This window comes from Stutzerimonas stutzeri RCH2, assembly GCF_000327065.1.
Lineage (GTDB): Bacteria > Pseudomonadota > Gammaproteobacteria > Pseudomonadales > Pseudomonadaceae > Stutzerimonas > Stutzerimonas stutzeri_AE.
Genome location: NC_019936.1, coordinates 710,020 through 723,110, shown reverse-complemented (window position 1 = coordinate 723,110; position 13,091 = coordinate 710,020). Strand labels below are relative to the sequence as shown.

Here is a 13,091-nt window from a genome sequence, read left to right as displayed (position 1 = left end):
GAACGGTCGCGCCCGCCAGACACGTCGCGAACGGGGAAAGCAGCGGCGTGAAGCAGCGTTGCCAAGCACTCGGGAATCGGCGGTATAGCCGCTCAAGCGGGAGTCAGGGCAGCGCCCTCGCTGTTGCGAGATTCTCCCGTAAGGAGTTCGTGGACGACCAGTACCCGCCGGGTCAGCGTGCTCATCAGCAACGCCGAACTCTGGTAGACGCGCCGCTGCGCATCACTGCCGTGCTCGTAGCTGAAGACAAACGGGTCACCAGTGCCGGCGAGCAGCGCCTCGATGCCGTCTGCCAGCCTGGCACCGGCATCGAACCCGTCGCCAGTGGCCGCACGGCAGCGCGCCAGGTAATCCAGCGACTTGCAGCCGGATAAGGCAGCCGGAGCGTTGCCGCCGGCCATCCAGACCTGATTGGCGGTGATCAGCCTGCCGTTGCCGTCGATTACTCCGATGGCCAGCGGCAAGGCGTCGATGATGCCGCGGGTAAATGCCTCGGCATCTTCCAGCCGTGCCTCGCGCCGCTGCTGCTCGGTCACATCCTGTAGGCAGCCCACCAGCAAACCGGCGGGGTGCGCCTTGGTGCGAATCACCGTGCCGGCAAAATGAAAGTGACGCCAATCCTCGGCGGCGGTGCCGCTCAGACGAACCCGCGCGTCGAACCCTGTCTGCCCCTCGGCCAGATCGAGCATGGCGGCAACGAACCCCAGCCTATCCTGTGGATGCAAACGCTCCAGCAGCGCCTCACCGGCAGCGGCGCCAGACGGCATGCCCAACAGCTGCAAGGCCTGGTCGGAGAGATCCAGGCGCTGACTCGTCAGGTCGAATTGCCAGTCACCGAACAGCCCGACCTGCTGGCTCAGCCGCAGGCGCGCCTGCACCGCCTGCGCTGTCTGGGCGCTCGCCACGTCGCGGCTGATGTCGCTGAAGAACAGGTACAGGCCATCGGCGTGCGGATAGGCATGAATGCGATACCAGCCCTGATACTGCGGCGAAAAGGTCTCGATGCGCCGCGCAATGCCCAGATCCATCACTTCCTGCAGCGCGACACCCAGCTCGGCGCCGCGAGCCTGCGGCAGCAGATCCCAGAGCAGGGTGCCGAGCAGTTCGCTGCGCGGACGCTGCAGAAGGGCGACCGCCCGGCCGTTGAGTTCCACCAGCCGCCAGGAACGATCGAGCCGGCAGAAGCCGTCGTCCAGGTGCTCCAGCAAGGTGGTGAGCTCGTCGTTGGTGGTCTGCAGCTGGCATGCACGCTGTCGCACTTCAGTAACGTCCCAGGACAGCACCAGCATCGATGTGGCTTCGCCAGCGCCGGGCAGCGGCATGATCAGCACGTCCCACCATTTCGCAACGCCGGCCAGCGTCGGGCAAAAACCGGAGAAGCGCGCAGGCTCACCGGCAAGGGCGCGGGCGAAGGCATCCCGCGCGGTCGCGGCCGCTTCGCCGGGCCAGATACCGAGCCAGTCCGAGCCGCGCAGCGCATCGAAATCGCATACGTCCATCAGCTGGCGGCCACGTTCGCTCATCGCCAGCAGCCGCCCGTGGGCATCGAGCTCTTTCAGGCAGGCGCCCTCGGACTGGGCCCATAGCGAACAGAGCTGGCGCAGCAAGGCGACCTCCCCGCGCGCATGGGTCAGCCGCTTGCGCTGGTGCAGCAAGCGCGCGCAAAGATAGACCGGCAAGGCGCCAGCCACGGCAATCCCCGGCAGCACCAGCGCAGGCCCGGCCGGCAGATCGAGCGATCGCCACAACACGCCTGCCAGCAGGCTTATCGCGGCCGCGAGCAGTGCCAGCAGCCATGGCTTCTGCCAGGCCGGACGAGGCGACGCTACCGAGGGGCCGGCGTGCCTTGCCAGATAGGCGTCGACGAACACGTCGGCGGAATGGGGATGCATGGCGGGGTCTCGCTTGCCGGGGCCAGGCCACACTGTGGCGCCGCAGCGGCCGTCGCGCTATCAGGCAAACCCCTAGTCGTCGGGGCTGATCAGCCCTTGGCGCACCGCGTAGAGCACCAGCGACGGTACGTCGTGCAGGTTCAGCCGCGCCATGATCTGCGCGCGGTGAGTGTCCACGGTTTTCACGCTGAGGCCGAGGCCAGCGGCGATATCGCGGGTCGATACGCCGCGGGCGATCAAGCGCAGGATCTCGATCTGTCGCGGGGTCAGCACCGGAGCCAGGCTTGTCTCGCGGCTGCGCCCCTCGACGATCGCCGAGCTGATCACCGTCTGCGCAATTCCGGGGCTCAGATAGGACTCGTTGCGCGAGAGCGCCTGCAGGGCCATGTCCAGTTCCTGCGCGGCGGCATCCTTGAGCAGGTAACCGCGGGCACCCAGGCGCAGCGCCGCCAGCACGTAGTCGGCGGTGGCATGCATGGACAGGATCAGCACCTGCACGTCCGGGTACTGGCCGTGCCACTGGCGCAGCGCATCCAGCCCGCCCATGTGCTTCATGCTGAGGTCCAGCAGCAGAATGTCCGGACGCGCCTGGCGCAGGATCGCTTCGACGTCCTGGCCGTCGCCGCCTTCGGCGACCACCTCGTAGCCGGGCTGATCCTCGACCAGCGCTCGCAAACCGGCCCGCACCAGGGCGTGATCGTCAACCAGGGCAACACGCTTGCTCAAAAGCTCATCCTCATCATCAGTCGTTTGGCGCCGGCAGAAGCGCGGTGATGCGCGTCCCCATACCCGGCAGGCTGGAAATCCGCAGGTCGCCACCGAACGAGGCGACCCGTTCGTGCATGCTGGTCAGCCCCAGGCTCTGGGCGCCCTGCAGCGCTTCGGGTACATCGAAGCCGCGGCCATCGTCGAGGATTTCCAGACGCAATTCGTGTTCATCGCAAACCATGAGGATGCGCACCGTGCGCGCCCGTGCATGCCGCGCGACGTTGTTCACCGCCTCCTGCACCAGGCGGAATGCTGCCACAGCCCTGCCGGGCGGAATTTCTGTGGTCGAGCCGCGAACCTCCAGCTCCCAGCAAGTGCCGCTGGCCTCGAGGAAATGCTGCAGGTGCCAGCGCACGGCGGCTTCCAGACCGAGCGTTTCCAGCTGCAGCGGGTGCAGCGACAGCGACAGGCTGCGCACCTTGGCCAGCGCCGCATCCATGCTGGCTACCAGCGGTTGCGACAGCCGCTCGAACTCGCTGTCGCCAGCCTGGCGGCGGATCAGCCGTTGCAGATGCAGTTTCAAGCCGGTCAGGTGCTGGCCGACGTCATCGTGCAGGTCACGCGCCACCTCGCGCCGCTCGATTTCCTGCACCTCGATCAAGCGCTGCGAAAGATGTTGCAGGCGCTGGTTGGCGTCTTCCAGATCGCGCCGCAGCTGCTCGGCCTGGCTGACATCGCGGATCAGCAGTTGCACCTCGGCGTCACCGTCGGCGGGCAGCAGTGTTTCGCTGACCTCCGCTTCGAACGGCTGGCCGTCGCGACATACCAGCAGCAAGCGCTGCGGCTGGCCGGCTGCTGCACCGCGCTGCAGGGCGGCCAACCGGGCGGTCTCGCGGGCGCGCTGATGCTCGGCGACGAATTCGATGAACGGCTGGGCGTCCAGCGGCTGCAGTGGGTCGCCGGCCAGCAGCCGGCGCGCAGCTGCATTGGCGTAGTGGATGCGGCCCTGACGCAGCATCAGCACTCCGTCGGGCAAGCCGTCGACCATACGTTCATAGCGGCGTTTCTCGCCGGCCAGGTCGCCCTCCCCGGCCTTGAGTTCGGTGACATCCATCAGCGCGCCAAACAGCGCTCGCTGGCGACCGAGGAGCTGTATGCGCTCGAACATCCAGCGTTGCTCGCCATTCGCGCCCAGCACACGGAACTCATGGGCGAGACTACCGTGCCGCTCAGCCCGCTCATGAGCGGCGGCGACCGCGGGGCGATCATCCGGGTGCAGGTAATCGAGAAAGGCCGTCCAGCTCAGCGCACCCGCGTTGGCGATGCCGAGCACGTCGCCAATCTCCGGTGACCAGTCGACCTGCTCGCTGCCCGGCAGCCGCTGCCAATACGCCATCTGGGCTAAATGCCGGGCCAACTCCAGCTTTCTGAGAGCGCTGGCCAGCTGCGTTTCGGTCTGGAAGTGCGCGCTGACCTCCTGCGCCATCAACAGCGCGAAGGGCGACTCGTCGATGTCCAGCGCGCTGCAGAGCACTTCGACATTCAGTTCGCGGCCGTCGCGCGCCACATGCTGGCGCAGCCCGGCCAACTGCTGCGGCGTGACAGGTTGAGCCAGCGCCTCCAGCCGCTCCCGCTCATGAGCAGCGTACAGATCGAGGATTTCCAGCTCAGCGAATTCCCCGGCGCTGTAGCCGTAGGCCGCCACCGCCTGGCGGTTACCGCGGACGATGCTCAGGGTACGTTTGTCGAACAGCCACATCGGCGCGGGATGGCGATCGAAAAGCATGCGGTAGCTGTTCTCGGCGCGGCCCACCAGCTTCTGCGAGCGAATCACCCCATCGGCCAGCCGCCGCGTGTACCACCAGATCCCCAGTGCGGTGAACAGCACGAACGCCGCGATGCGCAACGTATAGCTCGACTCCGGCAAGCCCAGCGCGGTGATGATCAGGTTCGTCGTGAAGATCCACACCACAGCCACCAGGGCATAGGCCAGGACGATCTTCCACGGCGCCACCCTCAGCGCGCGGCGCGAGGCGTAAAGATTCGCAGCGACATCGGCAGCATTGGGGATCATTGCGATGCTGTCACTCCTCGAAGGCGTCCGTCCGGCATGAGGCCGTGCGGGGACGCGCATTCCGCCAGATTGACTGTAGACAACCCGCTGCGCCGCTTGATCGCCAGAGCGCGCACCAGAGCACTCCGGCCCCGATGCCCGGCAGATCCGCGAAAAACTTTAGCCACCTGGTGCCTTAGGCCAGCCTAGGGGATTGCCCGATACCCGCCCTGCTCGCGGCTGCCTATCGTTCGCCGCACTTGAACCGGGAGGCAGGGTGAGATGATCGCCTACAGCGCACTTTGGATTGCAATCGCCGCAGGGCTCGCGGGCCTGGGCCTTGGCTGGCCGTGGATGACCCTTGCCGGGCTGCTCGGCAGTGCCGGCGCCGCGCTGCTGCTGCGCCCGCCCGCACCAGCGCAGCAGGCAAACCTCGAGCCGGTAAGCGCACCGGCGGCGCCAACCAGCACGGCAGTCGAAGCGCTGCTGCTGGCTGTGGTGCCCACCTGGCGCAGCAACGTCGATCAGGTGCGCCAGGTGCAGCAAGGCAGTGTCGGCGAACTGTTCAGCCGCTTTGCCGGAATGACGCAACGCCTGCAGCAGACCCTGAACACTTCCGAAGCTGTGGTCGGCGGCAATGGCATGGCCAGCAGCCTGCGCCATGCGCGCGATCAGCTCAATGTGGTGACCGGTGCCTTCCATACTGCCAGCGAGCGCAAGGCCGCACTGCTCGGCACCATCGGTGAGCTGAACCAGCACGCCAGCGAACTGCAGAACATGTCGCGGTTGGTTCAGGACATCGCCCGCCAGACCAACCTGTTGGCGCTTAATGCCGCCATCGAGGCCGCTCGTGCCGGCGATTACGGCCGCGGCTTCTCGGTGGTTGCCGATGAAGTGCGCAAGCTGTCCACGCTGTCGGCCGAAACCGGCCACGACATGGATCAGAAGGTCGGCGAAATCAACCAGGCGATCAGCGCCACGGTCAGCGCCGCCGAAGAACTGAGCAATACCGAACAGAGCAACCTGCACTACCTCGACGAAGTCACCGGCGAGGTCATGCAGGGCCTGAGTGCCAGCCTGGAAGAGCTCGCCGACACCTCGCTGCTGCTGCAGCAGGACACCCGCCACACCCAGGCGGACATCGAAGAAATCGTCGTCAACCTGCAGTTCCAGGATCGCACCGACCAGATGCTCGACCACCTGCAGCAGGACATGCAGCGCCTGCATGAGGCCGTCGACCGCCAGGACAGCGCCGTGCTCGACCCGCACCGCTGGCTGCGCGAACTACGTCAGCGCTTCACCACCGACGAAGAGCGCCACGGCGTCAAACGCAGCAGCGCCTCGACCGACGACGTGACCTTTTTCTGACCCCCGCCAAGGAGACATTTTCATGGGCAAGACCATTCTCATCGTCGACGACTCGCAGTCCATGCGCCAGCTGGTGAAGATGACCCTCACCGGCGCCGGCCACCAGGTGATCGAGGCGGTCGATGGCCGCGATGCGCTGACCAAACTCACCGGGCAGAAGATCAACCTGATCATCAGCGACGTGAACATGCCCAACCTCGACGGCATCGGCCTGGTCAAGGCGGTCAAGGCCAACCCGGCCTACCGTTTCACCCCGATCTGCATGCTCACCACCGAAAGCGAGCAGGGCAAGAAGGCCGAAGGCCAGGCCGCCGGCGCCAAGGCCTGGATCGTCAAACCGTTCCAGCCGCAGCAGCTGCTGTCGGCTGTCGAAAAACTGGCCGGCTGAAATGTTCACACTCCAGCAGCAGGCCAGCGCGGTCGGCACGTGCCTGGCCCTGAGCGGCAACCTGACCATCTATGAAGTGCGTGACGCACGCGACGCGCTGCTGGGTGCGTTCGGCGCGCAGCCCAGCGGGCACTGGCAACTGGACCTCAGCGCACTCGACGAACTGGATACCGCCGGCGCTCAGCTGCTGCTCGCCGCGCAGCGCCAGCTGCGCCTGAGCGACGCCACGCTGGAAGTCTGCAACCCAAGCGCGGAGGCACTCGAACTGCTCCAGCTGCTGCGTGTGCAGACGCTGTTCTCCAGCCACGCGCCGGCAGCAAGCGGAGGCCGCCATGCTCAATGACCAACAGTGGAGCCAACTGCTGCTGAGCTTCGTCGAAGAGGCCCGCGACCTGGCCAAGCAGGCCGAGGAATACCTGCTGCAGCTGGAGCAGACGCCGACCGACGAGGACGCCATCAACGGGCTGTTCCGCGCCATGCACACGCTGAAGGGGTCGGCCGGACTGTTCTCGCTGACGCCCCTGGTGAACTTCACTCATCACCTGGAAAGCCTGCTGATGAAGGTCCGCGAGGGCCAGCAGGCGCTCACGCCGGTGCTGCTCGACCTGCTGCTGCGCGGCCTCGACGAGATCAATGCGATGGTCGAGCTGATCGACGCGGACAGCGGCGAGCTGCCCGTGGACGAAGCGCGCCATGCCGGGCTGATCGCGGCCCTGACCAGCCATGAAGTCAGCCCACTCATTCCGCTGACCGTGATCGAGCCCGACGCCTGCAAGGCTTTCGGGCGCCTCGACAAATGCGCCAACTGCGACCAGGAAGCGGCCTGGCACATCTCCCTGCGCCTGCAGCCGGAGATCCTCGCCAATGGTTTCGACCCGGCCTCCTTTCTCCGCTACCTCAGCCGGCTGGGCGACATCCTGCAGCTGGAACTGATCGACGACGCACTGCCGGCGCTGGCCGACATAGATCCGGAAAGCTGCTACCTGGGCATGGAGATCGACCTGTGCACGACGGCCAGCAAGGCCGAGATCGAGGAAGTCTTCGAGTTCATCCGCGAATTCTGCACGCTGCGTATCCTGCCGCCGAACGCCGCGCTGGAAGACTATCTGCAGCTGATCCACGACCTGCCGGAAACCGACCAGAAGATCGGCCGCATCCTCGTCGCCAGTGGCCTGCTCACCGAGCTGGAACTGGACCAGGCGCTGCGCCTGCAGGCTGCCGACGCGCAACAGCCACGTCCGCTCGGCAGCGTGCTGGTCGAGCAAGGCATGGTGCCAGCCCAAGGCGTCAACGCCGCGCTGGCCAAACAACAGACGGTGCGCGAGAAGCGCAACCAGGAGCACAGCCAGATCCGCGTCGCCGCACACAAGCTCGACGAGCTGATCAACCTGGTCGGCGAGCTGGTGATCAGCGCCGCCGGCGCCCAACTGCGGGCCCAGCTGAAGGGCGACGCCGCCTGCATCGAAAGCACGCAGACGGTCAATCTGCACGTGGAACAGATCCGTGAGGCGGCGCTGAAGCTGCGCATGATCGAGATCGGCGACACCTTCAACCGTTTCCACCGAGTGGTGCGCGACGTCAGCCAGCAATTGGGCAAGGACATCCGCCTGGAGATCCAGGGCGCCGACACCGAACTGGACAAGGCGGTGATCGACCGCCTGGCCGACCCACTGACCCATCTGGTGCGCAACGCCATCGACCACGGCATCGAGCCGGCCGAACAGCGCCTCGCCGCCGGCAAGCCGGCCGAAGGGCATCTGCGCCTGGACGCCTATCACGAGTCGGGGATGATCGTCATCGAAGTTGCCGACGACGGTCGCGGCCTAAACACCCAGCGCATCCGCGAGAAGGCCATCGCCCGCGGCCTGATCGATGCCCAGGCAAACCTCAGCGATCACGATGTGCAGATGCTGATCTTCGCCGCCGGCTTCTCCACCGCCGACAACGTTTCCGACCTTTCCGGGCGTGGCGTGGGCATGGATGTGGTGCGCAGTGCCATCGATGCGCTGCGCGGCACCATCGAGATCGACTCGCGCCCCGGCGCAGGCTGCACCTTCCGCATCCGCCTGCCGCTGACCCTGGCCATCATCGATGGCTTCCTGATCAGCCTTGGCGACGACTACTTCGTCATTCCGCTGGACATGGTCACCGAATGCCTGGAGCTGGAAGCCGATCAGCTCGATGGCGCCGCCTACGGCTACCTCGACCTGCGCGGCCGACCGCTGCCGTGCCTGTCGCTGGCCGCGCATTTCAAACTGCGCGAGGCGCCCAGCAAGCGCCGCAACATCATTGTCGTCAGTCACGGCCGGCAGCAGGCCGGGCTGATCGTCGATCACCTGCACGGTGAACTGCAAACCGTCATCAAGCCCCTCGGCCAGCTGTTCCAGCATCTGCAGGGTATTGGCGGCTCAACCATTCTCGGGAGCGGGCAAGTCGCCCTGATCCTGGATATTCCCAGTCTGTTCCGTCATCTGCACACCCACGTCGAAGCGAGCCCTGCTGATCTGCGTACCAGCCAGCCCCGCCAGATCGCCGCAGGTCAGCAAGGAGAAACCCCATGCAATTCTTCCGCAACATGAAAATCGGCGCGCGCCTGACCCTGGGCTTCCTGCTGGTGGTGCTGCTGACCATCGCCGTCGGCCTGCTCGGCATCCGCAACCTCTCCGAGGTCAGCGGGCTATCCGATCTGATGTACGAGCGCGACCTGACCGGTATCGACGCCGTGCATAGCGCCAACTACTCGCTGATCGTCGCCGGACGTGCCCTGCGCGGCTCGCTGCTGGCCACCACCGTGGAAGCCCGCGACAGCTCCGCCGCAGCGGCACAGAAGGCCCTGGTCGACACCCGCACCACCCTGGAAAAGGCCAAGAAGTCCTTCCACTCCGATCAGGCCAAGGCACTGGTCAACCGCATCGACGAGCCGCTGGCCGACTACGAGCGCCGGCTCAACGAAATCCTCTCGATTCACCTGGCATCGGCCGAACTGGCCGAGCAGAGCGCCTTCAGCGAGCTGTTCCCGGCACTGTCGCGCAGCGGCGAGACCGTGGACAACCTGATGTCCGAAGCGGTGGCGTTCCGCCGCGACCGCGCCCAGGAAGCGAACGCGCAGATCAACGCCATCTACCTCGGCTCGAAGACGCAGATGATCGGCCTGATCCTGCTCGCCGTGGTGCTCGGTTTCATCATCGGCATGCTGGTCACACGCAGCATCACCCGCCCGCTCAATCGCGCCGTCAGCGTTGCCGACAGCCTCGCCGCCGGCGATCTGGGCGTGCAGCTGGAGGTCAACAGCAAGGATGAAACCGGGCGCCTGCTGAGTTCGATGAACAACATGGCCGAACGCCTGCGCAACGTCATCAGCGACGTTCGCAGCGCCGCCGACTCGCTGTCGTCGGCCTCCGAAGAGGTCAGCGCCACCTCGCAGTCGCTCAGCCAGGCCGCCAGCGAGCAGGCCGCCAGCGTCGAGGAAACCACCGCCTCGGTGGAACAGATGTCCGCCTCGATCGCACAGAACACCGAAAGCGCGAAGATCACCGACAACATCGCCGGCAAGGCCGCCAATGATGCCGTCGAAGGCGGTCGTGCAGTCCGCGACATGGTCCAGGCGATGAAGCAGATCGCCGACAAGATCGGCATCATCGACGACATCGCCTACCAGACCAACCTGCTCGCCCTCAACGCCGCCATCGAGGCCGCGCGTGCCGGCGATCATGGCAAGGGCTTCGCGGTGGTCGCCGCGGAAGTACGCAAGCTGGCCGAACGCAGTCAGGTCGCAGCCCAGGAAATCGGCGGTGTCGCCAGCAACAGCGTGCAACTGGCCGAGCAGGCCGGGTCGCTGCTCGACGAGATCGTGCCGAACATCCAGAAGACTTCCGACCTGGTGCAGGAGATCACCGCCGCTTCGCAGGAGCAGAGCAGCGGCGCCGAGCAGATCAACATCGCCATGGGCCAGATGAATCAGATCACCCAGCAGAACGCCTCGGCCTCCGAGGAGCTGGCCGCCACCTCCGAGGAAATGAACGCCCAGGCCGGGCAACTGCTCGAGCTGATCAGCTTCTTCCGCTTCGACGCTGCCAACACCGCCTCGCAGCCGCTACGTCGGCCGGTGCCGTTCGCCAGCCCGCGCCCTGCCGCTACGAGCCCACGCGGCGAGCAGCGGGCACGGACGTCGGTGGACGACAGCCAGTTCGTCAGCTTCAGCTGAGGATGCCGTGCATGAACCAGATCGCCAGCGTTGAACACAGCATCCAGCACCTCTCGTTCCGGGTTCGCCAGGCGCGCTATGCGCTGCCGATCGAGCTGGTTCGGGAAATCATCGAGTACGGCCAGATCACCAGCGTGCCGATGATGCCGGCGTGCATCCATGGGGTGATCAACCTGCGCGGCAACGTCGTGCCGGTGCTGGATCTGGCGGCGCGCTTCGGCATGGAGCGCACCGCCGCGGGCAAGCGCACCTGCATCGTGATCATCGAGCTGGAGCTCAACGAGGTGCAGCAGCGCATCGGCCTGGTGGTCGATGCAGTGGATGCGGTACTGGACATCGAAGGGCATGAAGTCGAGCCGGCACCGCCCTTCGGCAGCGGCATCCGCACCGACTTCATCGCCGGCATGGCGCGCAACGAGCAGGGCTTCACCATCATTCTCGACGTGCGCCGGGTGCTCTCGCTGGACGACATCCTGCAGCTCAATCGTGCCATGGCGCTGGCAGGCTGAAGTGACGACGACCCACCTGCCGACGCTGGGCGATCAGGACTTCCGCTTTCTGCAGAAGCTGATGGCCGAGGCTTCCGGGATTCGCATGAGCGAAGCCAAGCGCCCGCTGGTGGCTGGTCGGCTGATGCGCCGGCTGCGGGCGCTGGGCCTGCGCGACTATGGGCATTATCTAGACCTGCTGCGCGCGCCCGAGCAGCAGGTCGAGCGCCGGCTGGTGGTCGATCTGCTGACCACCAACGAAACCTATTTCTTCCGCGAGCCGCAGCACTTCCGCTTTCTCGCCCAGTGGCTGGCCGGCCGTCGCGGGCCGCTGCGCTGCTGGAGTGCCGCCTGCTCCAGCGGCGAAGAACCCTACAGCCTGGCCATGGTGCTGGCCGAGCACGCCAGCTCCGACTGGTCGATCCTCGCCAGCGACCTGAGCCAGAGCGTACTGCACAGGGCTCGCGAGGCGGTCTATCCGATGGCCGACACCGACGCCTTCCCGCCCGGCTGGCTCAAGCGCCACTGCCTGCGTGGCGTCGGCGCCCAGGATGGCAACTTTCGTATCAGCCAGGCGCTGCGCGAGCGGGTCAGCTTTCGCGAGATCAACCTCATGCGTCCACTGCCGCAGGATCTGGAGCCGATGGACCTGATCATGCTGCGCAACGTGCTGATCTACTTCGGCGCCGACGACAAGCGCGCCATCACCGCACGCCTGCTGCAGCACCTGCGCCCGGGCGGCCTGCTGCTGATCGGCCACGCCGAGAGCGTGCACGGTTTCGGCTTGCCGCTGCGCGGTGTGGCGCCTTCGGTGTTCGAGCGCCTATGAACCAGCCAGGTAGCCACACATGATCAAGGTCTTCATCGTCGACGACTCCGCGCTGGTGCGCCAGGTACTGACCGCCTGCCTGGACAGCCACCCGGGCATCCAGGTCATCGGCCAGGCCGCCGACCCGCTGTTCGCCCTGGAAAAGATGCAGCGCGACTGGCCGGACGTGCTGGTGCTGGACGTGGAAATGCCACGCATGGACGGCATCACCTTTCTGCGCAAGATCATGGCTGAACGACCGACACCGGCGATCATCTGCTCGACCCTCACCGAGGCCGGTGCGGCGATCACCCTGGAAGCGCTGGCAGCCGGAGCGGTCGGTGTGTTCACCAAGGCCCGCCTGGGCCTCAAGGAAAGCCTGCAGCAACTCTCCAGCGAGCTGATCCGGCAGATCGAACAGGCGGCCCGCAGCCGCCCGCGCGCCGCCGTGCGTGCACAAGCGAAGCCCAGCAGCCCGTCCCGAGAGCCATCGCCGGCGGCGGGGCTGACCACCACCGATCGAGTCATCGCGCTTGGCACCTCGACCGGCGGCACCCAGGCACTCGAGCTGGTGCTGCGCCAGTTGCCGGCAGACAGCCCGGGCATCGTCATCGTCCAGCACATGCCGGAGAAATTCACCGCAGCCTTCGCCCAGCGTTTGAACAACCTGTGCCAGATCGAGGTACGCGAGGCGCGCCACCTCGATCGCGTGCGCGCCGGGCTGGCGCTGGTCGCTCCCGGCGGGCGGCACATGCAGCTCAAGCGCAGCGGTGCGCAGTACTTCGTCGAGGTGCTCGACGGGCCGCCGGTCAACCGCCACAAACCCTCGGTGGATGTGCTGTTCCGCTCGGTAGCGCGGCATGCCGGGCACAACGCGCTGGGCATCATCATGACCGGCATGGGCGACGATGGCGCACGCGGCCTGCTGAACATGCGCGAGGCCGGTGCCCGCACCGTGGCGCAGGACGAAGCCAGCTGCGTGGTCTTCGGCATGCCGAAGGAGGCGCTGCAGATTGGCGCTGCGCAGAGCACCGAGGCCCTGGAAAACCTGCCCAGGCTGATCAGCGACTATGCGCGTGCAACCTGCCGCAACTGAGCACCGTGCCGTGCGGGCCGCGCCGCTCGACAATTGCTGATGTGATTCAGCGCGCCCCACCGATGCACCGAGCCTAAGTCCCCTGC

At 66.4% G+C, this 13,091-nt stretch carries 11 protein-coding genes; 8 read left to right on the top strand and 3 right to left on the bottom strand.

The genetic code is table 11. The features are described from left to right. Nucleotides 1–92: 92 nt before the first annotated feature. From PSEST_RS21655 to PSEST_RS03230, 3 genes are all read right to left on the bottom strand, one after another. Complete coding sequence (locus tag PSEST_RS21655; RefSeq protein ID WP_015275612.1) at nt 93–1,892, bottom strand: PAS domain-containing protein; 1,800 nt, start codon at nt 1,890–1,892, stop codon at nt 93–95. Between the two features lie 72 nt (nt 1,893–1,964). Then, a complete protein-coding gene (locus PSEST_RS03235) occupies nt 1,965–2,618 on the bottom strand; it encodes a response regulator (protein ID WP_015275611.1) in 654 nt (217 codons plus the stop codon). Between the two features lie 16 nt (nt 2,619–2,634). Further along, entirely contained in the window at nt 2,635–4,674 is a 2,040-nt protein-coding gene (locus PSEST_RS03230) for a PAS domain S-box protein (RefSeq protein WP_015275610.1), read from the bottom strand. 261 nt (nt 4,675–4,935) lie between these two features. On the opposite strand from PSEST_RS03230, the gene PSEST_RS03225 reads away from it, so the two are divergent. Genes PSEST_RS03225 through PSEST_RS03190 form a run of 8 tightly spaced genes read left to right on the top strand, consistent with a single transcriptional unit; the run spans nt 4,936 to nt 13,005 of the window. Next, nucleotides 4,936–6,021: a methyl-accepting chemotaxis protein gene (locus tag PSEST_RS03225; RefSeq protein ID WP_015275609.1), complete on the top strand. Its 1,086-nt coding sequence runs from the start codon at nt 4,936–4,938 to the stop codon at nt 6,019–6,021. Nucleotides 6,022–6,043: 22 nt separating this feature from the next. Then, nucleotides 6,044–6,409, top strand: a complete 366-nt coding sequence (locus tag PSEST_RS03220) for a response regulator (protein WP_015275608.1) — start codon at nt 6,044–6,046, stop codon at nt 6,407–6,409. Between the two features lies 1 nt (nt 6,410). After that, nucleotides 6,411–6,752 carry an STAS domain-containing protein gene (locus PSEST_RS03215; protein ID WP_015275607.1) on the top strand — a complete coding sequence of 114 codons (342 nt, stop codon included), beginning with the start codon at nt 6,411–6,413 and terminating at the stop codon, nt 6,750–6,752. Continuing rightward, nucleotides 6,742–8,988, top strand: a complete 2,247-nt coding sequence (locus tag PSEST_RS03210) for a chemotaxis protein CheA (RefSeq protein WP_015275606.1) — start codon at nt 6,742–6,744, stop codon at nt 8,986–8,988. The genes PSEST_RS03215 and PSEST_RS03210 overlap by 11 nt, the downstream gene beginning before the upstream one ends. Beyond that, nucleotides 8,967–10,613 carry a methyl-accepting chemotaxis protein gene (locus PSEST_RS03205; protein WP_015275605.1) on the top strand — a complete coding sequence of 549 codons (1,647 nt, stop codon included), beginning with the start codon at nt 8,967–8,969 and terminating at the stop codon, nt 10,611–10,613. Before PSEST_RS03210 ends, PSEST_RS03205 begins: the two co-directional genes overlap by 22 nt. Before the next feature lie 11 nt (nt 10,614–10,624). Further along, complete coding sequence (locus tag PSEST_RS03200; protein ID WP_015275604.1) at nt 10,625–11,122, top strand: chemotaxis protein CheW; 498 nt, start codon at nt 10,625–10,627, stop codon at nt 11,120–11,122. A gap of 1 nt (nt 11,123) precedes the next feature. After that, entirely contained in the window at nt 11,124–11,930 is an 807-nt protein-coding gene (locus PSEST_RS03195) for a CheR family methyltransferase (RefSeq protein WP_015275603.1), read from the top strand. A 19-nt stretch (nt 11,931–11,949) separates the two neighbouring features. Further along, nucleotides 11,950–13,005, top strand: coding sequence for a protein-glutamate methylesterase/protein-glutamine glutaminase (locus tag PSEST_RS03190; protein WP_015275602.1), 1,056 nt, complete (start codon nt 11,950–11,952; stop codon nt 13,003–13,005). Nucleotides 13,006–13,091 lie beyond the last annotated feature (86 nt).